The sequence below is a fragment of the Arthrobacter stackebrandtii genome (genome assembly GCF_017876675.1).
Taxonomy (GTDB): Bacteria; Actinomycetota; Actinomycetes; order Actinomycetales; family Micrococcaceae; genus Specibacter; species Specibacter stackebrandtii.
Genome location: NZ_JAGIOI010000001.1, coordinates 3,237,419 through 3,264,347, shown reverse-complemented (window position 1 = coordinate 3,264,347; position 26,929 = coordinate 3,237,419). Strand labels below are relative to the sequence as shown.

22 protein-coding genes are annotated in these 26,929 nt (G+C 67.4%); 6 read left to right on the top strand and 16 right to left on the bottom strand.

Annotated features, from left to right (window positions below; translation table 11 throughout):
• Window positions 1-46: 46 nt before the first annotated feature.
• The 11 genes from JOF48_RS14215 to murA all read right to left on the bottom strand — a co-directional run bounded on the left by JOF48_RS14215 (window position 47) and on the right by murA (window position 14,388).
• Window positions 47-832 (bottom strand): hypothetical protein, encoded by a 786-nt coding sequence (locus JOF48_RS14215; RefSeq protein ID WP_209681697.1) that lies wholly within the window; start codon window positions 830-832, stop codon window positions 47-49.
• Window positions 829-1,896 carry a GSCFA domain-containing protein gene (locus tag JOF48_RS14210; protein WP_209681695.1) on the bottom strand — a complete coding sequence of 356 codons (1,068 nt, stop codon included), beginning with the start codon at window positions 1,894-1,896 and terminating at the stop codon, window positions 829-831. Before JOF48_RS14210 ends, JOF48_RS14215 begins: the two co-directional genes overlap by 4 nt.
• Window positions 1,897-1,924: 28 nt before the next feature.
• Complete coding sequence (locus JOF48_RS20040) at window positions 1,925-3,010, bottom strand: glycosyltransferase (RefSeq protein ID WP_209681693.1); 1,086 nt, start codon at window positions 3,008-3,010, stop codon at window positions 1,925-1,927.
• Window positions 3,007-5,412: a glycosyltransferase family 2 protein gene (locus JOF48_RS14200; protein WP_209681691.1), complete on the bottom strand. Its 2,406-nt coding sequence runs from the start codon at window positions 5,410-5,412 to the stop codon at window positions 3,007-3,009. The genes JOF48_RS20040 and JOF48_RS14200 overlap by 4 nt, the downstream gene beginning before the upstream one ends.
• Complete coding sequence (locus JOF48_RS14195) at window positions 5,409-6,788, bottom strand: UDP-glucose dehydrogenase family protein (RefSeq protein ID WP_209681689.1); 1,380 nt, start codon at window positions 6,786-6,788, stop codon at window positions 5,409-5,411. The genes JOF48_RS14200 and JOF48_RS14195 overlap by 4 nt, the downstream gene beginning before the upstream one ends.
• A gap of 94 nt (window positions 6,789-6,882) precedes the next feature.
• On the bottom strand, window positions 6,883-8,781 hold the full coding sequence (locus tag JOF48_RS20035; protein WP_209681688.1) for a glycosyltransferase: 1,899 nt from the start codon (window positions 8,779-8,781) through the stop codon (window positions 6,883-6,885).
• Window positions 8,753-9,496, bottom strand: coding sequence for a hypothetical protein (locus JOF48_RS14185; RefSeq protein WP_209681686.1), 744 nt, complete (start codon window positions 9,494-9,496; stop codon window positions 8,753-8,755). The genes JOF48_RS20035 and JOF48_RS14185 overlap by 29 nt, the downstream gene beginning before the upstream one ends.
• A gap of 467 nt (window positions 9,497-9,963) precedes the next feature.
• Window positions 9,964-11,100: a D-alanine--D-alanine ligase family protein gene (locus JOF48_RS14180; RefSeq protein WP_209681684.1), complete on the bottom strand. Its 1,137-nt coding sequence runs from the start codon at window positions 11,098-11,100 to the stop codon at window positions 9,964-9,966.
• Window positions 11,101-11,104: 4 nt separating this feature from the next.
• On the bottom strand, window positions 11,105-12,142 hold the full coding sequence (locus JOF48_RS14175) for an NAD(P)H-dependent glycerol-3-phosphate dehydrogenase (RefSeq protein ID WP_209681682.1): 1,038 nt from the start codon (window positions 12,140-12,142) through the stop codon (window positions 11,105-11,107).
• Window positions 12,139-12,969: a lysophospholipid acyltransferase family protein gene (locus JOF48_RS14170; RefSeq protein WP_209681680.1), complete on the bottom strand. Its 831-nt coding sequence runs from the start codon at window positions 12,967-12,969 to the stop codon at window positions 12,139-12,141. Before JOF48_RS14170 ends, JOF48_RS14175 begins: the two co-directional genes overlap by 4 nt.
• 93 nt (window positions 12,970-13,062) lie before the next feature.
• On the bottom strand, window positions 13,063-14,388 hold the full coding sequence (gene murA / locus JOF48_RS14165) for a UDP-N-acetylglucosamine 1-carboxyvinyltransferase (protein WP_209681678.1): 1,326 nt from the start codon (window positions 14,386-14,388) through the stop codon (window positions 13,063-13,065).
• A 604-nt stretch (window positions 14,389-14,992) separates the two neighbouring features.
• Here murA and JOF48_RS14160 point away from each other — a divergent pair.
• A complete protein-coding gene (locus JOF48_RS14160) occupies window positions 14,993-15,919 on the top strand; it encodes a hypothetical protein (RefSeq protein ID WP_209681676.1) in 927 nt (308 codons plus the stop codon).
• Window positions 15,920-16,166: 247 nt separating this feature from the next.
• Here JOF48_RS14160 and leuD read toward each other — a convergent pair whose 3' ends face one another.
• On the bottom strand, window positions 16,167-16,766 hold the full coding sequence (gene leuD, locus JOF48_RS14155; protein WP_209681674.1) for a 3-isopropylmalate dehydratase small subunit: 600 nt from the start codon (window positions 16,764-16,766) through the stop codon (window positions 16,167-16,169).
• A 10-nt stretch (window positions 16,767-16,776) separates the two neighbouring features.
• The gene (gene leuC, locus JOF48_RS14150) at window positions 16,777-18,240 is read right to left on the bottom strand and encodes a 3-isopropylmalate dehydratase large subunit (RefSeq protein WP_209684575.1); all 1,464 of its coding nucleotides are present in this window, start codon (window positions 18,238-18,240) and stop codon (window positions 16,777-16,779) included.
• Window positions 18,241-18,433: 193 nt separating this feature from the next.
• On the opposite strand from leuC, the gene JOF48_RS14145 reads away from it, so the two are divergent.
• Window positions 18,434-19,150, top strand: coding sequence for an IclR family transcriptional regulator (locus JOF48_RS14145; RefSeq protein WP_203315162.1), 717 nt, complete (start codon window positions 18,434-18,436; stop codon window positions 19,148-19,150).
• 118 nt (window positions 19,151-19,268) lie between these two features.
• Window positions 19,269-19,907 (top strand): hypothetical protein, encoded by a 639-nt coding sequence (locus JOF48_RS14140; RefSeq protein WP_209681672.1) that lies wholly within the window; start codon window positions 19,269-19,271, stop codon window positions 19,905-19,907.
• A 68-nt stretch (window positions 19,908-19,975) separates the two neighbouring features.
• On the opposite strand, the gene JOF48_RS14135 is transcribed toward JOF48_RS14140, so the two are convergent.
• The gene (locus tag JOF48_RS14135) at window positions 19,976-20,359 is read right to left on the bottom strand and encodes a CAP domain-containing protein (RefSeq protein WP_209681670.1); all 384 of its coding nucleotides are present in this window, start codon (window positions 20,357-20,359) and stop codon (window positions 19,976-19,978) included.
• Here JOF48_RS14135 and JOF48_RS14130 point away from each other — a divergent pair.
• From JOF48_RS14130 to JOF48_RS14120, 3 genes are read left to right on the top strand one after another with little or no spacing between them, the layout of a single operon-like run.
• Complete coding sequence (locus tag JOF48_RS14130; RefSeq protein ID WP_209681669.1) at window positions 20,358-20,555, top strand: hypothetical protein; 198 nt, start codon at window positions 20,358-20,360, stop codon at window positions 20,553-20,555. The two genes, JOF48_RS14135 and JOF48_RS14130, sit on opposite strands and share 2 nt — an antisense overlap.
• A 42-nt stretch (window positions 20,556-20,597) precedes the next feature.
• Entirely contained in the window at window positions 20,598-22,625 is a 2,028-nt protein-coding gene (locus tag JOF48_RS14125) for a hypothetical protein (RefSeq protein WP_209681667.1), read from the top strand.
• 56 nt (window positions 22,626-22,681) lie between these two features.
• Window positions 22,682-23,221, top strand: a complete 540-nt coding sequence (locus JOF48_RS14120; RefSeq protein WP_209681665.1) for a DUF1697 domain-containing protein — start codon at window positions 22,682-22,684, stop codon at window positions 23,219-23,221.
• Between the two features lie 145 nt (window positions 23,222-23,366).
• Here JOF48_RS14120 and JOF48_RS14115 read toward each other — a convergent pair whose 3' ends face one another.
• Window positions 23,367-24,977 carry a GTPase gene (locus JOF48_RS14115; RefSeq protein WP_209681664.1) on the bottom strand — a complete coding sequence of 537 codons (1,611 nt, stop codon included), beginning with the start codon at window positions 24,975-24,977 and terminating at the stop codon, window positions 23,367-23,369.
• Window positions 24,974-26,755: a dynamin family protein gene (locus JOF48_RS14110; RefSeq protein WP_209681662.1), complete on the bottom strand. Its 1,782-nt coding sequence runs from the start codon at window positions 26,753-26,755 to the stop codon at window positions 24,974-24,976. Before JOF48_RS14110 ends, JOF48_RS14115 begins: the two co-directional genes overlap by 4 nt.
• Window positions 26,756-26,929: the final 174 nt, after the last annotated feature.

Sequence of the window (26,929 nt, the reverse complement as noted above, 5' to 3'; positions counted from 1 at the left end):
TGGCCGACGCCCCAGTTTAGCGGCTCGCGGCAGGAGGGGCCCCGGGTCACTGCCGGCGGAACAGGGCGGCCGTTTCCGAGGTGAAGAGGTCGTCCAATGCCAGCAGGCCGTAGTCCTTGTTCATGTGGTAGTAGTCGCCGCGGCTGTAGAGCGATTCCGGCGAGGTGTCCGCCGCATCCGCCAGCCCGTACCGGGCCTGGGTAAAGATGTTGCCCGACCGGGTGGCTGCGGGCTGCGGGCGGACGTGCACGCCCAGCGTGTCCAGGTGGGCGAGCGAGTTGGCGTAGACGGCGGCCAGCCCGGCGTCGTCGGCATTGCCGAGCACATCCTGGTAGAAGCCGAAGTCCAGGTCGCTGCGGGCGGCGATCCATTCCAGCGGCAGCGGCTGCTGGACATAGACGATCGGCTTGTCCGTGCGGGCGCGCAGGGCCCGGATGATGCGCCCGGCCTTGTGGCTCATCAGCAGCTCGTTGGCGGAGGCCTGGTATGCCTCACGGGAGAGCATGTAGGTGCCGGCACCCCGGGCCTGGTGGTCGCTGCAGAAGCGCGGGTAGGTCCGGGCGAGGGTGTTCATGGAGTAGTGCATGCCGAACACCACAAAGACCTCGTAGCGGGCGCAGTCCAGGATCTCACCGTAGACGAGCCTGATGTCCTCAAACACGGCCGGCACGTCCTGCTCCCCCAGCCCGGAGTCCCGGATGACGAGGGGGTTTTCACCGTAGGTGCGTTCAATCTTGAAGTCCACCGAGAGCTGCGGGTGGGCCTGGGCGAGTTCGTCCCAGGCGGGCTTGACGTGGCCCAGGTGCGAGTCGCCGACAAAGCAAATTCTCATGATCCGAATGCCTCCAATAGTGCTTCTTCACACAGGACGGCCTCGGCGCTTGGCGCCGCCGGCTGCCCCGGGGCGGGGTCCGCCGCCACTGCATGGACCGGGTGTTCCGCGAAGAAGTACCCCATGACGGTTTCCACGCCCTCCGGCGTGACGTTGCGCAGCGTGGCATCCAGCAGCGAGTTGCCGGATGGTGCGCCGGTGATGACCTCGTAGGAGGGGAAATAGTCGACGTCGGCAAACTCGCCTGCGAGCGCGCCCGCGGCGGCGCGCAGGACCGACTTTGAGTACACGGTGGCCGGCAGCACGTGCTCGCCGCCGGCCGTTGCGGCGAGGGACACCGGCGAGACCGTCAGGATGATCTTCAGGCCCGGGGACAGCTGCTGCAGGAGCTGGCGCAGCTCGATGAGGTCCGCGTGCACCTCGGCGTAGCTGAAGTTGTGGAAGTGGTACGTGGCGGGGTCGTAGTCGCCCGCGATGGTTCCGGGCGCCGTCGGATAGAGCGTTCCCGAGGCTGTGTGCACCCAGCCCTCCGTCAGGCCCAGGGTGAAGACGAGGACGCTGGTGCCGGCCAGCAGTTGCCTGACGCGGGCCAGGTGCTGCTCCCGGTGCAGGCTGACCAGCTCGGCAGTCTCGAGCCCGTGCGGCTCCACGGCGGGACGCAGGGCGTCAAAGTAGCGCCCGTCCTTTTCCCAGGCGATGTCCGCCGGGGTGCGCCGGCCTGTGGCTTCCTGGACGAGCTGGAGGAACTGGCGGACATAGTAGATGTTGCCGAACCTGGCCGAGTAGGTGCCGAAGCCGTAGCGCTGGGCCGTTTCCCCGGACATCCACGGCGGGGCCGGTTCCGTGTCCAGGACGTTGTAGCCGGCGGCGCGGAGGTGCCTGGCGATGTGCTGGGCAAAGCAGCTGCCTGCCGTCATGATGCCGTCGGTGGGGGCGATCCCAAACTTCCTGCTGTACAGGCCGGGCAGCTGGTGCGGCGCCCTGCCGGCGACGGACTGCTTCCAAAAGGACTTGGCCTCCCTCCCCTTGTAGGGTGAGCGGCGGCTTTCCTGGTCCACTACCATGGCTGCGGGCCCCTTTCCGGAGGTGGTTTCAGAGTTGCGCAACGGCATCGGCGAAGTCGTTGCTCATGGCGAAGGGAGGGTACTGGCGTGAGAACTCGTAGGCTGCCCGGCGCTGCCGGGGGGCCTCCGCCAGGGAGGCCGCGATGCGGAAGGCGAGCTCGCGCGGTTCCCGGTCCTCTTCGTAGAAGCCCACCCACTGCTCGCCGCCATACACGGCCCGCAGCTCGGCCTGGTCCGGCACGAGGGCCGGCAGGTCGAAGGAGGCCGCCAGCTGCAGGGAGCCGGAGTTCAGCGAGCGCTTGTAGGGCAGCACTGTCAGGTCCGCCGCGTTGAACCACCGGGGCGTGTCCTCCGCCGGGATGTAGCCCAGCTCCTTGATGTGCTTCACCCCGGACGAGAGGGCCGCGTCCAGGACGCCCCGGTCTGCGTCCGAGACGCGGCCGGCCAGCAGCAGGTGCACGGAGGGGTCGATCTCCTGCAGGCACTTGATGGCCGCAATGAGCTCCAGCACGCCCTTGTACGGCTTGATGTTGCCAAAGAACAGCACGGCCTTGGCGTCCTGCGGCAGGCGCAGCGAGGCCCGGGCCGACTTCCGGCTCAGGCTGTTGTCATACCAGCCCCGGTAGCTGGGGTGGGGTATGGCCACGGTCTTCGCCGGATCGATGGTGAAGGTTTCGCGCACGATCTCCGGCGTCTGCGGGTTCATGATGTGGATCTTGTCCGCGGCCTCGGCCAGGACACGGTACAGCTGCGTCTCCAGCTCCACGTACCGGGCGTCGTGGGCCATGGCGTTGTGCACGGTCCAGACAATCCGGACCCCGCGCTCCTTGGCGAGGGCCAGGGTGCCTGCAAACCGGGTGAGGCGTTGTTCCGCGTCCTCCTCGGAGGCAGCCTCCTGGCAGACGCGCGTGGTCCAGTGGATGTGGAGCACGTCGCCGGGGTTGCCGCTTTCAATGGCCCGCTGGAGGTCATCCAGGTAATAGGTCTTGACGATGCCGATCCCGCGGCTGGCGCTGGCCATGTACATGATGTCGATGAAGGCGTTGTCTGCCCAGTAGGGGAAGACGAAGATCCTGCGTTGCAATGGGGTGCTTTCTGTCTGTGGTGCGGTCACGGTGACACCGCCAGGGCGGCGCGCTGGACGGTTTTCCAGCCCTGGCGGACGACGCGCTGCACGGCCAGCGGCTGCCGGTTCAGCATCCGCCACATCCGGCGCTTGGGGTGGCCCTTGCCGGAGAGCGCCTGGACGGCACCGATGGCGCCGGTGCTGCCTGCGGCAATCAGGGTGAACCGCACCCTGTCGGCCGGCGACCGGTGCAGGCTGCCGAGACGGCCGATGTTGGCGCCGGCGAAGCGCACGACCCTGGCCCTGGCGAGGCGCCGCTGGTCCTCGGGGAGGCGGGGCCAGTCGTTGACGAGGCGGTTCAGGACGCCGCGGCTGTACGCCTGGCGGCGCAGTTCCAGCTGCACGTGCTCATCTGCGGACACGATCAGTGCATCCTTCCACGGGAACAGTGCCCCGATGCCGCCCCGCTCCATGTCCAGGGCGCCCCGCCGCGCGTTGGCGAGCGGTCCCGTGTTGCCGCTCAGGAGCAGCTGGTAGACGAGCTTCTTGGTGGGCTCCAGCGCCGCGAGGTAGCTCCGGGGCACCACGCGCAGCAGTGAGGCGGCCGCGTCAAACACCGGCCGGGCCACCAGGGGGTTCCTGGCTCCCCCGCTGGCAAGGAATCCCTTCAGGTGCACCCACAGGTCCCGCTCCGCAACTGCAGAAAAGTAGGCCTGCGCCAGTTCAGGGCTGTGCGTGGCCAGCACCATGCGGGCGCAGGCAAGTTCCTGTTCCAGGTAGTTCTGCAGGCTGGCGGGATTCGACGCCTTGGCGGTCATGGAGGAGTTGCCGGGGCGCTTGCGGTACACGTACGACGGGCCCGGGACCACGTCCAGGGAGGCCGCACCGACATAGGCGCGGACCATGGGCGCAATGTCGTTGGCCCGCCGCGCGTCAGGGAAGAAGTTGCCGCTCCTGTCCCAGAACTGGCGGCGGAACATCTTGTCCCAGCAGCAGCGGTTCATGACCAGCTCCGGGAACTGCGCGATGGTGATGGCCTCGCGCAGCACGGAAAAGCGCTTGTTCTTCCAGTGGGGGTGCCACACCCCGTCCTTGCTCAGCTGCAGGTAGTCGCCCACGGCCATGTCCGAGCCGCTGCGCTCCAGCTGTTCAATGAAGCGGGTGTAGGCGCCCTGCGGGACCATGTCGTCGCCGTCGGCAAAGGCCAGGAACTCGCCGCGGGCGGCGTCGGTGCCGGTGTTGCGGGCCGTTCCCCCGCCGGCGCCGTAGGACCGCACGTAGTGGATGCGCGGATCGTCGCGGAGGTGTTCGGCAATGGCGTTGACGGTCTTGTCTTCGCTGCCGTCGTCGACCACGATGATCTCAAGATTGGCAAAATCCTGGCGGCGGATGCTGAGGAGGCAGTCGTCGATCCAGCGTTCGACGTTCAGCGTGGGCACCACCACGGACAGCTGCGGTGCCTCCATGCGGGGCCGCGAGGCGCTGAGCACCTCGAGGCGGAGTGACTCCAGCACGGCCAGATGCCGTTGCGGCACCGCCCGGACGGCCTCCGCCGAGCCAAGGTCCAGCAGCCCGGCAACCAGCTGCGCAAGGGCAGCCTTGACTTCCTGCGGCGTGCCCGCGTCGACCCAGCGGGCACGGTCAAAGGCCTCGATGCGCAGGAGCCGGGACACGTAGGCGTCCCGGACGGCAGCGGGCTGGTCCGTGAGCAGCCCGAGGACCTTTTGAGTCTCGGCCATCCAGTCGGTGAGGGGCTTGGCGTCCCCCAGGGAGTTGGAAATGGCGCCGCGGCGGCGTCGGTGCTCGTAGACGTAGTCGCTGACGATGTCCACGCTGACGGCCTTGGCATAGGCCTGGGCGCAAAAGTAGACGTCCTCGCACAGGGTGTCTTCGGAGAAGCGGATGCCGTGCTCCTGCAGGAAGGCCAGGGAGTAGACCTTGTTCCACACCGTGTGGTCGTGGATCAGTTCAGGGTGGGCCGCCAGCGTCACGCCCTGACGGGAGCGGGTGAACACCGAGGACACGGTGGTCCAGTAGTCGGAGTACTTCTCGGGGTCGGTGTAGAAGTCCACTGCCCTGCCGGTGACCAGGTCGGAGCCGCTCTCCTGCAGCTGCGCCATCATGGCGGCGACGGCGCCCGACGGGACCCGGTCGTCGCTGTCGGTGAACAGGACGTAGCTTCCGCGGCACAGTTCCAGCCCGCGATTCCTGGCCCGCCCGAGCCCGCCGTTGGCAAAGTCGTGGACCGTGACCCTCGCATCGGCCTGGGCGTGCCTGCGGGCAATCGCGCCGGAGGAGTCCGTGGAGCCGTCATTGACGACGACGATCTCAAGGTCGGAGAAGGACTGGCTCCGCAGGGAGTTCAGGCATTCGTCCAGCCACGGGGCCACGTTGTAGACCGGGACGACGATGCTCAGTGCCGGCCGGCGTCCCGGGGCTCCATTCTTCACGCGCGCACCGCCAGCGCGTCCAGCCCGGCGGCGGCAGCGGGCACGGCCGCGCAACCATCCGCGGGCTTCCGGCCGAGCTGCCAAAAGTTCCATCCGCCGTCGAGCCATTGGGCGGCATCCAGCACATTGCGGCCGTCGATGATGTTGCGGCGGCGCACCAGGGCGTCAAGGTCGCCCGGCACGAGCTCGCGGAACTGCCGCCATTCGGTCAGGAGGACGACGGCGTCGGCCCCCGCCACGGCGCCTTCGATGGTTTCCGGGTAGTCAAGCTCGGGGCGGCGCTGCGCGGCACTGTGGCGGGCGATGGGGTCAAACACGGACACGGCGAAGCCGCGTTCATGCAGGCGGGCGGCGACATCCAGGGCCGGCGAATCGCGGACATCGTCGCTCTCGGGCTTGAAGCTGGCGCCGAGGATGGCCACCTGGGGCCGGGCCCCGGACCCCGTGAGTGCGAGCTCCACGAGTTCCACGACCTTGTCGCGGCGGCGCAGGTTGAGCGCGTCGACCGATGCGAGGAAGTCCATGGTGTTTCCGAGGCCCAGCTCGCGGGTGCGGGCTTGGAGCGCGCGGATGTCCTTGGGGAGGCAGCCGCCGCCGAAGCCCACGCCGGCGTTGAGGAAGCGGCGCCCGATTCTCTCGTCCATGCCGATGGCGTCTGCCAGGGTTGTGATGTCCCCGCCCGCCACCTCGGTGATCTCGGCGAAGGCGTTGATGAAGGAGATCTTGGTGGCGAGGAAGGCGTTGGCTGCGACCTTGACGAGTTCGGCGGTTTCAAAGTCCGTCTCGACCAGCGGCGTGCCGGCGGCCAGGGCCGTGGCGTAGACGTTGCGGAGGATGGGGAGCCCGGTGCCGCTGTCCGTGCCGAAGACCAGGCGGTCGGGGGCGAGTGTGTCCTTGACGGCGTAGCCCTCGCGGAGGAATTCGGGGTTCCAGGCGAGCTCCACCGTGGTGCCCGGGCGGGCGAGCTTCTTGGCCATGGAGGCCAGGCGGCGTGCGGTGCCGACAGGGACTGTGGACTTTCCGATGACCAGGGCGTCCTGGTCGACGTGGGCCAGCAGGGCGCGGAGGGCGCCGTCGATCTGGGAGACATCGGCCGTGCCGTCCTCACTGGCCTGCGGGGTGCCCACGGCCAGGAAGTGGACGTTGGCGAAGGCTGCGGTCTCGGCCATGGACGTGGTGAACCTCAGTCGGCCCGACTGGACGTGCTTGCGCAGCAGTTCCGGCAGCGCCGGCTCGTGGAAGGGCAGCCGCCCCTCGGCGAGCGCGGCGACCTTGGCGGGGTCGGTGTCCATGCCGATGACCTCAAAACCCATCTCGGCCAGGCATGCGGCATGTGTGGCGCCGAGGTATCCCGTGCCGATGACGCTGATTCGCATGGTTATAGTGCTCCCTGATTCATGGTTGGAGCCGGCGTGGCCCCGAATGGTTTGTTGTGTGTGCAAGTGGGTGGCGCTCCCGGGCCGGTGCCGGTCAGGCCGGGGCATGGTGCCCCGCGGAGAACCAGCTCCGGTATCCGGCGGAGCGGCGCTCCTGCAGCGGTTCCCGTGGCGGCAGGTCCATCTGCGGGGCCGGCCGGAAGCCGTTCCACTGCTCGAGGGTGTCCTGCAGGAAGACTGAATCGTCGGCCTGCCACGTGTGGGCGGGGCCGCTGCCGGAGCGCCGGTGCATCATGTAGTTCTGTCCGTGGTTGCGGTAGACGGTGCCGCCGGCTGCCAGGACTGCGTCCAGGAGGGCCCGGTCCACGGCCCTGGGGGCGTTGCGCCAGCCGCCGGCTGCCCGCAGGTCGTGGGCGGAGATGAACATGGTTCCCCCTGCCACGTGGCGGGTGTACTGCTCCCCCGCATGGGACCGGCGGGTGGTGATGTCCGGCCCCTCCAGGTAGGTGAACTCAACGGGGCTGCCCACCAGGACGGCGTCCGAGTATTCCCGGGCCAAAAACAAATCTTCCAGGTGCCGCGGGCCGTACCAGTCGTCGTCGTCCATCTTGGCGAGGTACTCGCCCGAGGCCTGCCCCGCGCCCAGGTTAAGTGCGCCGCCCAGGGTCAGGCTTTGCGGCGCGTGGACGACGGTGAGCAACCCGGGGAAGGCGGCAACGGCGGCGTCGCCTTCGGGGCCAAGCTCATCCACGCCGTGGAGGATGAGGACGGTTTCCGTGTTGGTCCAGCTCTGCCGGGCGACCTGCGCCAGCGCATGCGGCACCATGGCCGGGCGCTTGGATGCGAGCAGGACGGAGATGGCCGGGTCCAGGGAATCGGCAAGGCCTGCGGCCCGGCGGAGCACCCCGCCCCGGTAGCGCGGCAGGAAGGCGCGCAGCGCGGTGCGGCGGGTGGCGATGGAGGCCGCTTCGCGGTCGGTGGCGGAATCTGTGGGGCCCGCGTTCTCCCGGAGGGCGGCCATGGTTTCCGTGCCCAGGAGGCCTTCCGCCAGTGGCGGGATGGCACCCAGGGTGAGCGGAACGCCTGAGGCGGCGAGCTGGGACAGGGCCCTGGCACAGGCCATGGGTGTCAGTGACTCAAGACCTTCCAGCTGCACGCTCCAGAAGTTCCGGAGTGCGCCGATGTGGATTTCGGTGAAGCCGCCGGTCCTGGTGTCCAGCAGGAGCGGCTCGGTGCCGGCTGTTTCCTGCCCGGTCAGCTTCCACCAGGTGCCGCCGTCGATGGCCTCCAGCGATGCGGTGCTGCGCCCCGGGAATGTCTTGAATCCGGCGGGTGAGCTGTTGAACGGATCCACGGGTGCCAGTTGCGCGGCGAGGCCTTCTGCGGGCCCTTCTGCGGGCCCGGCCATGACGTCCATGGAGTCGACCGGCTCCACCATGTCCATGTCGACGTCGGGTGAGACCCAGCGGGCCTGCGGGTCGGCGGCGGCCCAGGCAGCAGTGTCCTTGCCTGCGACGCCGAGGCGGAGCCCGCCCAGCGGCAGCGTGCGCCGGCCCTGGGCAGCCACAGCGGCCAGGACCCCGTGGACGTCCAGCCAGCCGGCGGAGGCCACCTCGATGACCCTTGCTCCCGGAAGCCAGTCCAGGGTGCCCAGTGTGACGGATTCGGCCGCTGTTGCGGCGAGGCCCGTGTGGAAGGGGCGGGTGGGGTCCGACTGCTCGACCACGACGGCAAGGTGCTTTGCCCGGCCTTCGGCCGAGAACAGGGGCAGGGTTTCGCGGAGCCTGCCCAGGCTTTGGACGACGACAACATAGTCCTGGTGCCAGGGGCCGGGCGGGTTGCTGAGGTCCCGGGCCAGGCCGGCGTCCAGGATGTCGCGCTTGTGCCACCCCGGCTTGTTGGCATCCAGCCCCAGGGATGCCACGGCTGTTGCGGCGTCAATGGTCCCCAGCGGGACGACGACACTATCCACGGGCTGCCGTTCCGCCTGCACGGTTGCCGAGTGCCTTCAGCCGGCGGAGGATGGCGCGGGCGTAGTGCCTTGCCCCCTTGGCACCGCCCCTGCCCTGCTTGGGCGGGCCGGGCAGCACGTTGACATCCACGATGTGCCGCTCCGCCGCACCGCGCCGGAAGAACACCTTGGGTGCCGGCTCGCCGACAAAGTGCAGGCCCAGGGCTGCGCCGTCGATCCACCGCTCGGCGCCGGCCCGGCGTGCGGCCGCCTCGGCCTGTTCGAAACCTTCGTTGCGCAGGAACTGGGCATCCCAGAACTCCAGTGCCTGCGGCCTGCCGGGCACAACAGTGCGGACAACACTGGTGCCCGGCTGCTGCAGCGCCTCATAGATGGCCTCGATGCTGTACTTGGTCAGCAGGAGCCCCGCCGGAAGCACCAGCACCGTCTCCGACTGGGCCACATGCTTGGCGAACACCGAGGCATCGCTGAACCGGTCGTCCCCGGCCAGCCACCGGCCGATCTCGGTGCCCTGCTTGAGCATCCCGGCAGGAAGCTCGACGCGGAAGTCCTGGAACGAGGAGTCCAGCAGCGTTGCAATGGTCAGTGCGGCTTCCTGCTCGTTGCCGGAACCGAGCAGCACGACGGACAGCCGGCCGCGGCCGGAGCGCGGTCCCATGAAGGGACGCAGCGCCAGGCCGGCGTCAGCAAGCCATGCCGCCAGCTGCCCTGGTTCGTGTTTCGATTCAACGAGCATGCCGCCCATCTCCGATCGCCTGATTCAACGTTTCAACTTTTCCGGCATCCGCAGATGCCGCGTTCAGTGATGACGCTAGTTCAGGGAACCGCCCGAAAAGGGCTGTTTTTCGCGGAATTGAAGGAAGTTAACCAACAGTTCAGGTGGTTGGCGCGAAGTGAATGTCACAATGCAACCTGCTGTTTTCCGGCTGTTCACTTTGTGACACGCGGAGACCACCCATGCAGGAGGCGCAGCCGCTCGAAAGCGTGGGAGAGATGTGCGCCGTCGTTCACGGAACCGGGAACCGGCCGCGCGGCTCCGGCTGAGGCGCCGGCATGGCAGCGTCCCGCCTGTCAAGGTCCGTCGGCGATGCGGCGTCGGCGAGAAACGGGACTTATCTGATGCCGCGTCGGGGGAAAAAGCGGATTATCTGATGCCGCGTCGGGGAAGAACGGTACATATCTGATGCGGCGTCAGTAGGGGGTTTAGCGGAGGCCGACCTTGCGGTGCAGTGCCAGCTGGATCAGCTCGTCGATCAGGTCCGCGTAGGGCAGGCCCGAGGCCTCCCACATCTGCGGATACATGGAGCTCGGCGTGAAGCCGGGCATCGTGTTGATCTCGTTGATGATGAGCTCGCCGGTTGCAGTGTAGAAGAAGTCCACGCGGGAGAGTCCCTCGGCGCCGACAGCGTCAAAGGCCAGGGCGGCCTGTTCCTGGATGCGGGCGACGTCCGCCTCCGGCATGTCGGCCGGGCAGCTGAGGGCCACGGCATCGCCCTGGACGTACTTCGCCTCGAAGTCGTAGAAGGCGTGGTGGGCACCGTCGACCATGGCGATCTCGCCGGGCAGCGAGACGCGCGGGGCATTGCTCCCCCGGCCCTCGAGGACGGCGATCTCAATTTCGCGGCCGGTGATGCCGGCCTCGATGACGAGCTTGAGGTCGTGTTCACGTGCCTCGGCAATGGCGGCATCAAGCTCCTCCACGGAATCCACCTTGGAGATGCCCATGGACGAGCCCGCACGCGCAGGCTTCACGAACACGGGGAAGCCCAAGGCCTCAACCCGCGCGCGCACCTTGGCCGGATCGACGGTCCACTCGCGGTCCGTCACGGCGACGTACGGGCCGACAGCCAGCCCGGCAGCCTCAAAGACCACCTTCATGAAGTGCTTGTCCATGCCGATGGCCGACGCCAGCACCCCCGCACCCACATAGCGGGTGTCGGAGAGTTCCAGCAGGCCCTGGATGGTGCCATCCTCGCCCCACGGCCCGTGCAGCAGCGGAAACACCACGTCAACGGCGCCCAGTTCCTGGGGAACCTCGGCCGCGGCGGAAACCACCAGCTGGTGGCCGCCGCCCAGGTGGGCCAGCGACACCGTCTTGTCCCCCGCCTTGATCTCCGGCAGGGCACCGTCCTTGAGGGACCAGCCTTCGATCTCCGGCCCGGCCAAAACCCACTGGCCGCTCTTAGCGATGCCGATGGGAACGACGTCGTACTTCCCCCGGTCAATGGCGCCCAGGACGCCGGCGGCCGTCACGCAGCTCACGGCATGCTCGCTGGAGCGCCCGCCGAAGAGAATGGCCACGCGGGTGCGCGCGGTGGTGGCGGGGGAATCAGTTATCACGCGTTTAATCGCCTTCGGATTTCAGTTGGCGGGCCAGGAGGAGCGGGCCCAGATCATCGACAGTCAGTTTACCTTCAAGCACGCCCACCACGGCGTTGGTGATGGGCATGTCAACGCCAACCTTCGCGGCCAGGTCCGAGACGGCGCGGCCGGACTTGATGCCCTCGGCGGTCTGCGTCATGCGGTTGTTGACCTCATCGAGCGTGAGACCCTCGCCCAGCATGCGCCCGGCGGTGTGGTTCCGGCTCAGGGAAGAGGAGCAGGTGGCCACGAGGTCGCCCAGCCCGGCCAGCCCGGCCATGGTCTCGGCACGCCCGCCCAGGGCGAGGGCCAGCCGCGTTGTCTCGGCGAGCCCGCGGGTGATGACGGAGGCCTTGGTGTTGTCGCCAACCTTCTGGCCCTCGCAGATGCCCACGCACAGCGCGATCACGTTCTTCACGATGCCGCCAATCTCCACGCCCACCACATCGTTGATGGTGTAGGGGCGGAAATAGCTGGGCTTGCACACGTTGGCAACCCACTTGGCCGTGGCCTCGCTGGCACACGCAACAACGGATGCCGTGGGCTCCTGGCGCGCGATCTCCATGGCCAGGTTGGGCCCGGAGACCACCACGATGCGGTCCTCGGTGAGGTTCAGCTCCTGCGCGATGACCTGGGACATGCGCTGGTCCGTGCCCAGCTCCAGGCCCTTCATCAGGCTGACCACGACGGCGTCCTCGGCAATGAGCCCGGCCCACCCGCGAAGCTGCTCGCGCAACGTCTGGGCGGGTACGGCCAGGACAACCAGCTGGGCATCCTTGAGGACCTCGGCAACATCCGTGGAGGCGGAGATGTTCTCCGGCAGCTCCGTGGTGGAGAGGTAGCGCGGGTTGCGGTGGTGGTCGTTGATCTGGTCGACGACTTCCTGGCGACGGCCCCACAGGACGATCTTGCGGTCGGTGCCTGCGGCGGCGTCCCCCATGATCTTGGCGAAGGTGGTGCCCCAGCTGCCGGCACCCAGAACTGCTGTCTTGACCGGCGCAATGCCATCCACGAAACTCACTGGACGTCCCCTTTATCTGTTGTTCCGGCGTCGTGCCCGGTGTTGTTGGTCTTGGCTGCCCCGGTGTCCCGCGCAGGGGCCTGGGCGTCAGCGCCGCGTTCGACGAAGCGGCCGTGGCTGGACTGGTGGTGCGCGGCGGGGTCCCAGCGCGGGGTGGGGGCCTTCTCGCCGCGGAGCTCCTCAAGCAGGGCCGTGATGGCGTCCATGATCTTCTCGGTCATGGCCTCCAGGGTGGCCTTGTCGGCGTCGTGGCCGTTGAATTCGCTGAGGTCGACGGGGTCGCCGACGACCACCTTGACCTTTTTGCGCGGGAAAACCTTGAACCCCTTGGCATAGCGCGGGAACACTTCCTGGGCGCCCCAGTGCACCACGGGCACCACCTTGGCGCCCGTGCCCAGGGCGAGCCTGGCCGCACCGGTGCGCCCCTTCATGGGCCACAGCTCGGGGTCCCTGGTGAGCGTTCCTTCAGGGTAGATCACAACTGCGCCGCCGCCGTCGAGCACTTCCTGCGCGGCCGTGAGCGACTTGCCGGCGCCCGCACCGCTGCGCTCCACCGGGATCTGGTGGGCGCCGCGCAGGGCCGCGCCGAGGACGGGGGTCTTGAAGAGCCCGTCCTTGGCGAGGAAGTGCGGCATGATGTTCTGGTTGTAGAGCATGTGGCCGACGACGATGGGGTCGATTTCGGTGCAGTGGTTGGGGACCACGATGAAGCCCTCGTCGCGGGGCAGCTTGTCCAGGCCGTGCCATTCCTTGCCGATGACGACGTTCATGAGGGGCCGCGCGACTCCGGCGAGCAGCGCGAAGAACATGCGCGTGCCAAGCGCCATGCTGTGGGGCTTGAAGGGCCGCTTCTGGTTTGCCACTGTGGTGATCCGCCTCGGGTGCTCGTGTCGGGTGCTTGGCTTGGGGTGGTTGGCTGGCTACTTGGATTCGTGGACGTCGAAGTCGGCGCCGAGGCCGTCCAGCTTGGCCGTGAAGTGCTCGTAGCCTCGGGAGATGACATCGATGCCCGTGACCGTGGAGGTGCCTTGGGCTGCGAGGGCTGCGATCATGTGGCTGAAGCCGCCGCGCAGGTCCGGGACGTGGATGTCCGCACCCTTGAGCGGGGTGGAGCCGGAGATCACGGCCGAGTGGATGAAGTTGCGCTGGCCGAAGCGGCACGGGATGCTGCCGAGGCATTCGCGGTGCAGCTGGATGCTGGCACCCATCCGGCGCAGGGCCTCGGTGAAGCCGAAGCGGTTTTCGTAGACGGTCTCGTGGACGATGGACACGCCCTCCGCCTGGGTCAGCGCCACGACGAGGGGCTGCTGCCAGTCCGTCATGAAACCCGGGTGGACGTCCGTTTCCAGGACGAGCGGCTTCAAGGCGCCGCCCTTGTGGTAGAACCGGATGCCGTCGTCCTGGATGTCCATGCCGCCGCCGATCTTGCGGAAGGTGTTCACGAACGTCATCATGTCGCGCTGGCTGGCGCCCTCGACGTAGATGTCGCCGCCGGTGACGAGCGCCGCCGAGGCCCAGGAGGCGGACTCGTTGCGGTCTGGGAGGGCGGTGTGGTCGTATCCGGTCAGCTCGGTGACGCCCTCGATGCGGATGGTGCGGTCCGTCTGGACGGAGATGATGGCGCCCATCTTCTGCAGGATGGCGATCAGGTCAATGATTTCCGGCTCCGTGGCGGCGCCGGTCAGTTCCGTGATGCCTTCTGCGCGCGTGGCCGAGAGGAGTACCTGTTCCGTGGCGCCGACGCTGGGGTACGGCAGGTTGATCTTGGTGCCCTTCAGGCCCGTGGGTGCGGAGATGGAGATGCCGCTGGCGGTCTTGTCCACGACGGCACCGAACTGGCGCAGGACTTCCAGGTGGTAGTCGATGGGGCGGTCGCCGATCTTGCAGCCGCCAAGGTCCGGGATGAAGGCGTGGCCGATCGAGTGGATCAGGGGCCCGCACAGCAGGATGGGGATGCGGGAGTCGCCGGCGTGCGTGTTGATCTCGGCGCTGGAGGCCTTCTTGGCGTTGGCCGGGTTCATGGTCAGGTCGCCGGTGACGGGGTCCTTGTCCACAGTGACGCCGTGGATCTGCAGCAGCGAGGTCACCACCTCGACGTCCTTGATCTCCGGAACATTGCGCAGCGTTGAGGGCGAATTGCCCAGAATTGCCGCCACCATCGCCTTGGGGACGAGGTTTTTGGCACCGCGCACCTGCACACGTCCCTTGAGTGGAACACCACCACGGACTGTCAGAATTCTGCTCATCGTCACCTAAATCCTCTGTTCCAAACTCTGCCCGCCGGGCCGGCCGGGGTACTCCCGTGCCCGCGGGCGCATCCCGGCACTCGCCGGGGTCCTGCCCCAGTATGGTCCGGGGCCTGCGTCAAGCATAGTTTCTCCGGCGCGGGAAGCGTAAAAGCACAGCGGGGATGTGGCGGATGCCTCGCTTGCGCAGGCGTTCTCTGTGAGATGGGCGGCGGGGCGGCACTGCGGTACGCATGACCGGCCCGCGGCGCGGGCTCCCGTGGGTCAGCTCCTGTAGCGGAACACCGGCCAGGGGCAGATAACGCGATCCGCCACCGTTCCACACGTGCAACAAGACTCGCGGGGGCAGATAACGCGATCCGCCGCCTGTTGCCCTGTGGCGGATCACGTTATCTGCCCCCGCGGTGCATTAGCTGCCCCCTGATGCCCACCAGCAGCCACATCCCGCCGCCAGACTGGCCTGTTGCTTCCTCCACAGGACGCCCCAGCGGGTGGACTGTCCACATTCGGGCTCGGGACCCTCCCGTCGGGGGCGGGGCTGGGCAAGCCTTGAAACATGACAAGATTCCAAGTTCCCGAATTCATCAGGCCGGAGAGCAAGCTCATGGAAGAGTACGGGCTCCGACGAGTGGCGGCACTGGCAAAGTCAGGTGAGCTATACCGTGTTCGCAGGGGGCTGTACTTGCCAGCAAAGTTATGGGCGTCGCTGGCTCCATGGGAAAAATACCGTGTAACTATTCAGGCCGTCCATGAGCTGGCACTGACACCTCCTGTGTTCTCCCGTGAATCGGCCGCCCAAATCATGGGGCTGCCCATCATCCACATCCCAGGCTCCATCTACACCGTGGTGTCGCCTGGGAGAAGTGGCGGCCAAAGCAGTGCAGGGATCATCCGGGCAAATGCCATTGTGGGCGACCCGGCCCCGTGGGAGTTATCCGGACTGCGGATGACCCCACCGCCGCAAACGGCCAGGGATCTTGCCTTGCGCCTGCCCTTTACACAAGCCTTGCCAGCCATGGACCGCGTGCTCTTGGCGAAACCCTTGCCTGACGCCCCTCTCAACGGGACCCGACTGTTCACACGAGAAGATGTTCTGGCCAGCGTGGCCTTGCTGCCCAACCAAACACAACGCAGGCGGGTGGAACGGGTGCTGGAGTTTGCAAACGGATTGTCCGGGTCCGCCGGGGAATCATTGAGCAGGGCAGTCATGATCCTCAACGGGTTCCCGGCACCGGCGCTCCAAAAGGAGTTCAACGATTCCCGAGGAAGAATTGGCTTCCCAGACTTTGATTGGGAAGAGTTCAAGCTTCTGGGCGAATTTGACGGCTACGAGAAATACTCTGCCCAGCGCTACCTCAAGGGCAAGACGCCGTCGGAGGTGGTGGTTGAGGAAAAGAAGCGTGAGGACCGACTCCGAGCCAAAGGATACAAGGTGGTCCGTTGGCTGTGGGAAGACATTCGCAATCCGCAACGGCTGATCAGGCTGCTGACAGAGGCTGGCCTGCCCCAAGGCGAACCCCTGCGGCACTGAAGCCCGCAGCAACACAGCTGATGGGGGCAGAAAACGTGATCCGCCACCTGTGAACCTACATCGCATCACGATGTCTGCCCCGCGGCAGAAATAATTGCCCCGGAGATGAATCGGCTGCCCCGGTGGCGGGGCACTGCCCAAGTCCGGCCGGCAGCGCAAGGCGAGGTCCCGGCGTCGTGCTTCAGAAACGGCAAAAGCCGGCCCGCCCCGGGGAAGGGACGGACCGGCGATCGCTGCGCGGGCGGCGTTAGAACTTTGCCGGCAGCGTGGTGGGCTTGATGGACGGGCGGGTGGCCTCGAACGCGGTGATGTCCGGTTCGTTGCGCAGCGTCAGGCCGATGTCATCCAGGCCCTCGAGGAGGCGCCAGCGGGTGTAGTCGTCCACCTGGAACGGCGCCACGACGGTGCCGGCGGTGACCATTTTCGCGACCAGGTCGACGGTGACCTCGGTGCCCGGGGCGTGCTCGAGAACCTTCCAGATCAGCTCGATGTCATCCTGGGCGACTTCGGCGGCGACGAGGCCCTGCTTGCCGGAGTTGCCGCGGAAGATGTCGGCGAAGCGGCTCGAGAGCACGGCCTTGAAACCGTAGTCCTTCAGCGCCCAGACGGCGTGTTCGCGGGAGGAACCCGTACCGAAGTCGGCACCGGCAACCAGCACCGAACCGGCCTTGTACGGCTCCTGGTTCAGGATGAAGTCCTCGTTCTTGCGCCAGCTCGAGAACAATGCGTCCTCGAAGCCGGTGCGCGTGATCCGCTTGAGGTAGACGGCGGGGATGATCTGGTCGGTGTCGACGTTGCTCTGGCGCAGCGGGACACCAATGCCGGTGTGGGAGGAAAACTTTTCCATGGTGAGCTCCTTACGCTACGGTGCCGGCGAGGGCAGGTTCGAGGTCCGACGGCGAACTGAGGGTTCCGCGGATGGCGGTGGCGGCTGCCACGACCGGGGAGACGAGGTGCGTGCGTCCGCCCTTGCCCTGGCGGCCCTCGAAGTTGCGGTTGGACGTGGACGCGCAGCGCTCGCCCGGCTCCAGCTGGTCCGGGTTCATGCCCAGGCACATGGAGCAGCCGGCGAAGCGCCACTCGGCACCGAAGTCCAGGAACACCTTGTCCAGGCCCTCGGCTTCTGCTTCCAGGCGGACCCGTGCCGAGCCGGGGACCACGAGCATGCGAATGTTCGGGTCCTTTTCGCGGCCGCGGATGATGTCCGCCGCTGCGCGCAGGTCCTCGATGCGGGAGTTGGTGCAGGAGCCCAGGAAGACCGTGTCAACACGGATGTCCTTCATGGGGGTGCCGGCTTCCAGGTCCATGTAGGTCAGGGCGCGCTCGGCGGCGGCCTTGGCGTTCTCGTCGCCGAAGTCGGACGGGAACGGGACGGTGTCGCTCAGCGAGACGCCCTGGCCCGGGTTGGTGCCCCAGGTGACGAACGGTTCCAGCGTGTCGGCGTCCAGAAAGACCTCGGCGTCGAATTCGGCGTCGTCCTCAGTGGTGAGTGACTTCCAGTACTCGACGGCGGCGTCCCAGTCTGCGCCCTCCGGTGCGTGGGCGCGGCCCTTGAGGTACTCGAAGGTGACCTCGTCGGGGGCGATCATGCCGGCGCGGGCGCCGGCCTCGATGGACATGTTGCAGACGGTCATGCGGGCGTCCATGGACAGTGCGCGGATGGCGGAGCCGCGGTATTCCAGGACATATCCCTGGCCGCCGCCGGTGCCGATCTTGGCGATGATGGCCAGGATGATGTCCTTGGAGGTGACGCCGGGGCGCAGCGTGCCCTCGACGTTGATGGCCATGGTCTTGAACGGCTTCAGCGGCAGCGTCTGGGTGGCCATGACGTGCTCCACCTCGGAGGTGCCGATGCCGAACGCCAGTGCGCCGACTGCGCCGTGGGTTGAGGTGTGCGAGTCGCCGCAGACAACCGTCATGCCGGGCTGGGTCAGGCCCAGCTGCGGGCCCACCACGTGGACGATGCCCTGCTCGGCGTCGCCCAGGGAGTGCAGGCGGACACCGAACTCGGCGCAGTTGTTGCGCAGCGTCTGGATCTGGGTGCGGCTGGTGAGGTCGGCGATCGGCTTGTCGATGGCCAGCGTGGGGGTGTTGTGGTCCTCCGTGGCGATCGTCAGGTCGGGGCGGCGCAGCGGGCGGCCAGCCAGGCGCAGGCCCTCGAAGGCCTGGGGCGAGGTGACCTCGTGGATCAGGTGGAGGTCGATGTACAGGAGGTCCGGCTGTGCGGCATCGCCTTCGCCTTCACCCTGGCGCACGACGTGGTCACGCCATACCTTTTCAGCCAGCGTCTTCGCTTCTTTGCGCGGGGCAGACGGTGCCACCGCTACTGCGTCGGGTGTGGATGACTCGCTCACAGCAGCTCCCTTCCTAAAGTTGAACCCGTGTTCCGCGGCGCCGTTTTGCAGGCCACGCGGCGGGTTCGTTGGTTTGTATAGTCCTACTGTCCCAGCCAGTTTGGCGCTGAAGCCAGCCAGCCGATTTGCATCTCACATGCTGAGACGTCAATATCATTACATGGACAATTCTAGTGGCGTTGGCGTCATCGATAAAGCGGCCCTTGTGCTTGATGCACTGGAAGCCGGCCCTACCACCCTGGCTCAGCTTGTTGCAGCCACTGGTTTGGCCCGGCCTACCGTGCACAGGCTGGCACTGGCCTTGGTACACCACCGGCTGGTCAGCCGCGACATGCAGGGCCGTTTTGTGCTCGGCAGCCGGCTCGTCGAGCTGGCATCGGCCGCAGGCGAGGACCGGCTCATTGCCGCTGCGGGACCCGTTCTGCTGCAGCTTCGCGACTCCACCGGCGAGAGCGCCCAGATCTTCCGCCGCCAGGGCGATTCCCGCGTGTGCGTGGCCTCGGCCGAGCGCCCCATCGGCCTGCGCGACACCATTCCGGTCGGCACGCAGCTGACCATGAAGGCCGGATCCGCAGCCCAGGTCCTGCTCGCCTGGGAGGACCACGAGCGCCTGTTGGAGGGCCTGCACAACGCCCGCTTCACACCCACCGTTTTGGCCGGCGTCCGACGGCGCGGCTGGGGCCAGTCCCTCGGCGAACGTGAGCCTGGGGTCGCCTCGGTCTCGGCACCTGTGCGCGGCCCCTCCGGCCGGGTCATCGCCGCCGTTTCCATCTCCGGCCCCATCGAGCGCCTGACCCGCCAGCCCGGCCGCCTGCACGCAGAGATCGTGTGCAACGCCTCCCGCATCCTGACCGAGGCCCTGCGCAAGAGCTCCTGACCGACCCCATCTCCGACCTGTGGCGCACCTGCCGCATGCCCGACCAACATTGGTTGCATGGCCTGCAGCTGGTGCGCCACAGTTGTTTGTGCCTGCCGGACAGGACTAGGGTGCGGTCATGGGACGCAAATCCGGCGGCCGGTTTCCGGGCGCATTGATGGCAGCCGCTGCCGTGGCAGCGCTGCTGGTCCCGGGCTGCACCGCAACTCCGGTGCCCGGCCCGACCGGGTCGGCTGGAACCTCGGTCTCCGTCGAAGCTTCCGGGTCCAGCTCGGCGCCAGGCACGGACATTGCGCCGCACGCCGTCGGACCCTCACTTCCCTTTGAATGCGGAAACCCGATCGGTTCAGGGCCGGCGGCTGCCAAGCTCGCGGGACCCGACGCCATCGGCGTCCCGGACCTCGTGTACATAAGCGCCTCCGCCACCGGTGGGACCATCATCCAGTGGGTCGGCGGGGCCAGCTACCAGGGCCTCCATCTTTCCAAGGTCGGGCTGGTCCTGAAGGCAGGCCGGTCTTTCACGCTGGAGGTTCCCGCCGAACTTCGCGGGCACATGAAAATTGGCTGGTCGAACTCCGGCTACACGCTGGCTGATTCTCTTCACTCCCCCGGTTGCACGGCCAACACGGACAATGCGGAGTGGCTCGTGTACCCCGGCTGCTTCTGGCTCGATGCCCCGGCCTGCGTGCCCCTCACCGTCAAGCACGGCGAGCAGGTCGAAACTCTCCACCTGCCCATCGGCAAAACCTGCCCCTGACCGCGCTGCCTCGACTGCGGCTTGTCTTGCAGCGCCGCGGTCTTGGCCGGGCCGCAGGTCTTGCCGGTTCAGTAGCGGGCGAAGTTTTGCACCCCAATGGCAAGGCCCGCGTAGTCACCCGATGTGTAGCGTGTGTAGCCGAACCCGAAGTCCGTGAAATTGGGGTTGAGCATGTTGGCCCGGTGTGCCGGGGAGCTCACCCAAAAGCTAAACATTGTCTTCGCGCTTGTGTTGAGGGCTACGTTTTCCCCGGCGCCTGACCAGCCGGCCGGATAGTTGGTGTAGAAGGTGGGGTTGTGCCAGTTTCCGCTCCAGCGCGGTGAGGCAAAGTCCATGTAAAGGTGGTCGGCCCATTTTTGCGACCACGTGGCCAGGCCCGGGTTCCATTTCAACGGTTTGAGTTTGTTCTTGGCGCGGTAGTCGTTCACCAGCTTGAGTGATTCCGAGACCATGGGATCGGATAATGAGGGAACCTTCGGCGGCGGTGCAGCCACGACGGCAGTCGCCCGGCTTGTCCTGGCTGCCGATGCATACCCGGACTTCGACCCCGTCACCCGGACCGTGATGGTCTTGCCACGGTCTGCAGAACCCAAGGTCATTGTGGAGGCCGTCGCCCCGGAAATTGCCGCGCCTGACCTGTACCACTGATACTTCAATGTGGTTCCCGACGTCCACGTCCCGGGCACGGCCGTGAGCTTCTTGCCCACAACCGCCGTACCGGAAATGGCCGGCACGGAGGCCGCCAGCGTCCCCGTCGCCACAGCCGGGGTCGCCCGGCTGGTCCTGGCTGCCGAGGCATACCCGGACTTCGTCGCCGACACCCGCACCGTGATGGTCTTCCCGCGGTCAGCCGCACCCAGGGTCAACGACGGGCCAGTCGCCCCGGATATCACCGTTCCCGAGCGGTACCACTGGTACTTCAAGGTGGCTCCCGACGTCCACGTCCCGGGCACGGCCGTGAGCCTCTTGCCCACCGCCGCCGAACCGGAAATGGCCGGCACGGGGGCCGACAGCGTCCCCGTCGCCACAGCCGGGGTCGCCCGGCTGGTCTTCGCCACCGACTTGAAGCCTGACTTTGAACCGGTGACCCGCACTGAGATCGCCTTGCCCCGGTCCGCAGCGCCCAGGGCAAGTGAGGAGCCGGTCGCCCCGGAAATTGCCGCCCCCGATCGGTACCACTGGTACTTCAGCGTTGTACCCGCCGTCCATTTCCCTGGCACGGCCGTGAGCCTCTTGCCCACCGCTGCCGAACCCGAAATGGTCGGCACCGGTGCCGCCAACGACGGCGCAGCCACGGACGCCGTAGCCTTGCTCATCTTCGCCACAGACTTGAACCCGGACTTCGATCCCGTCACCCGCACAGTGATGGTCTTGCCGCGGTCCGCCGCGCCCAGCATCAATGATGACCCGGTCGCCCCGGAAATTGCCGCACCGGACCGGTACCACTGGTATTTAAGCGTTGTACCCGTCGTCCATTTCCCTGGCACGGCCGTGAGCCTCTTGCCCACCGCTGCCGAACCCGAAATGGTCGGCACCGGTGCCGCCAACGACGGCGCAGCCACGGACGCCGTAGCCTTGCTCATCTTCGCCACAGACTTGAACCCGGACTTCGATCCCGTCACCCGCACAGTGATGGTCTTGCCGCGGTCCGCCGCGCCCAGCATCAATGATGACCCGGTCGCCCCGGAAATTGCCGCACCGGACCGGTACCACTGGTATTTAAGCGTTGTACCCGTCGTCCATTGCCCAGGCGACGCAGTGAGTCTCTTACCCACCACTGCCGAACCGGAAACTGTCGGCACGGGGGCCGACAGCGTCCCCGTCGCCACAGCCGGGGTCGCCCGGCTGGTCTTCGCCACCGACTTGAAGCCTGACTTTGAACCGGTGACCCGCACTGAGATCGCCTTGCCCCGGTCCGCAGCGCCCAGGGCAAGTGAGGAGCCGGTCGCCCCGGAAATTGCTGCCCCCGATCGATACCACTGGTACTTCAGCGTTGTACCCGCGGTCCATTTCCCGGGCACGGCCGTGAGCCTCTTGCCCACCGCCGCCGAACCGGAAATGGCCGGCACCGGTGCCGCCAACGACGGCACAGCCACGGACGCCGTAGCCTTGCTCATCTTCGCCACAGACTTGAACCCGGACTTCGATCCCGTCACCCGCACAGTGATGGTCTTGCCGCGGTCCGCCGCACCCAGCATCAATGATGACCCGGTCGCCCCGGAAATTGCCGCACCGGATCGGTACCACTGGTATTTAAGCGTTGTACCCGTCGTCCATTGCCCAGGCGACGCAGTGAGTCTCTTACCCACCACTGCCGAACCGGAAACTGTCGGCACGGGGGCCGACAGCGTCCCCGTGGCCACGACCGCCGTCGTCCTGCTTGTCTTGGAAACCGTCTTGAACCCAGGCTTTGAGCCGGTCACCCGCACTGAGATCAGCTTGCCTCGGTCCGCAGCGCCCAGGGCAAGTGAGGATCCGGTCGCCCTGGAAATTGCTGTCCCTGATCGGTACCACTGGTACTTCAAGGACGTCCCCGAGGTCCACTTCCCAGGCGACGCCGTCAGTCTCTTGCCCACCGCCGCCGAACCGGAAATGGCCGGAACCGGCGCGGACAGCGTCCCTGCCGCCACCGCAGGTGTCATGCCCATGAGCCCCAACGTCAACGCCACCAAAAGTGGAAATATCAATCGTTGTCTCAACAGCGAAGCGTTCATGTGACCTCCCCCAGAACGGAATGTAGCTACGTCCACCTTAGCGACGAGTATTGTTTTCCCATGACCAACTATGCAGTGTTCCTGCGCGGGATCAACGTGGGCGGCATCAACCTGAAAATGGCTGACCTCCGCGCCGCGCTCGCCACCCTGCCACTTGGCCGCACCAAGACACTGCTGGCGTCCGGGAACGTGGTTTGCGCGTTCGACGGCACCGCCGCGAAGCTCAAGGTCATGGTGGAAACCCTGCTCCGCGAACGCTTCGGCTACGACGCCTGGGTGGTCGTGACCACGGCCGCCCAGCTCGATGCCATCATCGCGGCCTGTCCCTGGCCCGCCGACGACGCCTCCACCCACAGCTACGTGACGCTGTCCTCCGTTCCGGCCGTCCTCGACGAGCTGGCCCGGCACGGCGGCGAGATCGCCGGCGTCGAATTTGCCAGGCTCAGCCCCGAAGCGATTGCGTGGCCTGCGAAGGCCGGCGGCACCCTGGACAGCCCGTTCAGCAAGCTCACTGCGCGCCCGCGCTACAAAAGCACGACGACGACCCGCAACTTGCGCACGCTGCTCAAGTGCCAGGAGGCCATGGCCGCCTTCGCCTGATTTGCACCGGCATTGCGGAAAATTGAGCCACCGCCGGCTGCGCCAGCGTTGAGAGAATAACCGCCATTGCTGCGACAGCGTCAAGGAAAAAGCCACCAATGGTGCGACAGCGTCGAGAAGGCGGGGCGGGGAAGCCAGCTTTGTCCTAGCGGGCGTTCTTGAGGGCTTCGGCGAAGGCGCGCGAGGCGGCTACCTCGGCCTCGGTGGGATCCACCACCAGAGCCTCCGACGTTTCGGCGACGCTTTCGCGCAGCCTCCTGCGCGCCTGGGCCGCACGGCCGTTGGCCCCCGCCAGTGCAATGAACTTGCTGGTGACCGCCAGGAAAATGCCCAGCACCGCTCCCCCGAGCAGCATCAGGGTGGGCAGTGGCCAGCCCTCCACCTTGGGGGTCTCCGGCACCGGCAGCTGCAGGTATCCGAGCACGGCCAGCACGCCGAGCCACACGAGACCGCCGACGGCAACCAGCAGCGCGAGCCATTGGATGACCGAGAACACCGGCCACCACCACGCCCTGGTGTTGGCCTTCAGGTCCGTGCCTGCGACGGCCTGGTCCAGTGCGTCGGGCAGCTGGTCACGGTTGCTGCGTGCCGCGGCCCGGATGGAGGCACGCCACGGTCCGGATGCGCCCGCGCTGGCGGCATCGGCAAACTCGCGCACGGATGAGTCAATCTGGGCCTGCTCCGAGGCACCCGCGGGAGGCAGCGACGTCCGGTTGACCTCGGAGGTGCCTTCGCGGCGCAGGCTGAGGCGCCGGAGCGGATCCTTGCGGAAGCGCGAAACCCACCGGGTCACCGGCCAACCGGTGCGGCGCGTGGCCTCCAACTGGTATGACGTCTTCACGGCCGAGACCACTGTCTCCACATGGACGGCCCCGGCCAGCCCGGCCGCCAGCGCCTTGCGGTCCTGCTGGTGCACGCCTGCTGCAACGCCGTCACCGGAGGCGTCGGCCAGGCGCTGCGCCGCCACGGCAACATCGGCCGCAAGCCGTGCGGACTTGGCAGCCTTGGCCTTCACGACGGCGGCGATCCGCTGCCGCAGCTCTGGAATGCCCTCCCCCGTGGTGGCCGAGACACCGGAAATCTTGACGTTGCGCAGCCCGTCGCGGTCCAAAATGGCTGACAGCGATTCCAGCACAGGTTTGACCTCTGAGGGGTCCAGGCGGTCGATCTGGTTGAGCACCACGAGCGTGACATCGGCATGCGAGGAGAAGGCCCGGATGAAATCGTTGTGGATGGCCGCGTCGGCGTATTTTTGCGGGTCCATGACCCACACCAGCACATCCACCTGCCCGGCCAGCCGTTCCACGATGGCCCTGTTGCCCAACTCCACCGAATCAAAATCCGGCAGGTCAAGCAAAACCAGTCCTCCGGCGTCGTCCATCAGGCCGGGAACCGGGGCGCCCTCGCGGCGGTCGGCAACCTCCAGCCAGTCCAGCAGCGGCGCGCTGCCCTCCATCCCCCAGACCATGGCGAGCGGTTCGCTGGTGGTGGGGCGGCGGACGGCGACCGTGGCCGCGAACGTGCCCGCCACCGCGTTGAAGAGCGAGGATTTCCCGCTGCCCGTGGCGCCGAAAAAACCCACCACGGTGTGATCGGCGCTGAGCGAGCGGCGCTCGGTGGCCCGCTCGAGCACGTCATAGACGTCCTGCAGTGAGGCGTCGTCGAGGCGGCCCTCGCCCAGTTCGCGGGCCTCGTTGAGGGCGACGAGCTGCCGGGCCAGCGTGGATTCGGCGCGGTCTTGGCGGTGCCGGCTCATGCGTTCGTGCCCTTTCCGAGGTCGGCAAGTTGCGCGGCGAGGCCCTCCAGGCGCTGCGCGTCGGCCTGCACGGGTGCGAGCCTGTCCAGGAATTTCTGTTGCTGGCGTTCCAGGAGGGTGGCGCAGCGTTGGTCGAGGTCGTCCTTGGCGTGCTTGGCCAGGCGGCGGACCGCGTCCTCGCCGAAGATGGCTTCGAGCAGCTTTTGGCCCACGACGGCGGTGCCTCCTGCGATGCCAACCTCGGCTCCCGTGAGTCCCCCGGTGAAGGAAAAGACCACGATCATCAGTGCAACGCCAAGGCCGTTGACGCCGAACGAGAGCCAGCGGGCCTGGGAACGCTTGGAGGATCCCTCGGAACGGATGAGAGCCAGGACCCCGCCCTGCCAGGCCCGGATTTCCGCGGCTACCTCGGCCGGGAAGTCTGCCGTGGTGCCGGAGAGGTCGTCGGTGCCCAGCAGCTGGCGGCCCGCGGGATCGGCCCGCCAGCGCTGGTCTGCGTCTTCCGCGGCCCGGGCGGCCTGGTCCAGGATCACGGCTTGCAGCCCGGTTTCAATGGCGGTCTCCACCTTGACGGCGGGCGGCGGCTGGCCCTTGAAGAAGGCGCCGATCCGGTCCCTGACGCGGCCGATGTTGGTCTCGACGGCCCTAAAAAACTCACCTGTGCCAACAAAGTCCTGCCAGCGTGACAGGACCTCCCCGCGCAAGAGGGTGCCGTCGCTGGTGGCCTGGCCAATCCTCGTCCCGGCGTCCGCGAAGGCGGCGCGGACGTCATCGCCCAGCTGGGCTCCGGCGTCGTTCTGGTCCTGGACGGCGCCGGCCAGCGAGGTGAGCCGGTCCGAGAGTGAACGCACCGTTCCATTGAGCGTGCGGCGGACGATTTCCGCCCGGCCGGCCGCGTCCTCGCTGATGCCGGCGAGCCAGGTGTGGATGGGGGCGACGGAGTCTGCGGGGAGCATGCCGAGCTCGTTGAGGGTGGCCTCTGGGACCACGAACAGCTGGGCTCCGGCGAGGCCTTCGCGGATGAGCATGGCGTGGAGGTCCGCGGCGATCTCCTGCTCGGCTCCGGCGGGGACGCGGTCCAGGACGACGGCGACCGTGATGTCGCGTCCGGCGGCGTCGAGGAGGAGCTTCCACGGGACGGCGTCGGCGTAGCGGTTGGCGGTGGTGACGAACAGCCACAGGTCCGCGGCGGCGAGGAGCTGGCCGGCCATTTGGCGGTTGTCGTCAGAGATGGAATCCACGTCCGGGGCGTCCAGGATGGCGATGCCCTGCGGGACCGCCTCATCCCCCACCAGGACGAGCGAGGTGATGGCCCCTGCCTCCGGGGCTGCCCCGGCCTTGGATGCAGGGGTGCCGCCCTTGACGATTTCGCCTTGGATGCGGCGCAGTGTGGGCAGGACGCGGGTGGAGGTGAACCAGTCTGCGTCCTGCGGGTGGTGGAGCAGGATGGGCTGGCGCGTGGTGGGGCGGATGGCGCCGGAGCGCGTGACGGGGTGGCCGACGAGGGCGTTGACGAGCGTTGACTTGCCGGCGCCGGTGGAGCCGCCGACGACGGCGAGCAGCGGGGCGTCGAGGCTGCGCCAGCGCGGGAGGATGTAGTCGTCCAGCTGGCCGAGGGCGTTGGCCGCCGTGGTCCGGGCCTCTTGCGCGGTGGGCAGCTCCAGGGGGAGGCCCAGTCCGGCCAGTTCCGTGCGGACGCGCTCCAGGAGCTCGACGGCGGCTTCCTGCTCCGCGGCTGCGTGGTTGGAGCCGGGGTGGCGCGATTCGGTGGGGTTCACAGCTTCATCATGCCAGTTGCGGGCCGGGATTCAGGCTATTGCTGGCGATCCGGTGCCAAATTGTTGTGGCGGGGGTTGTATTGGGTTGCTGGCTGGCTGCTGCGTAGGGTTGGTGCGAGCCAAAACGGGGCTTGCGGCCAAAAGGGACGGAGTTTGCGGGATCGGACGGGCTGG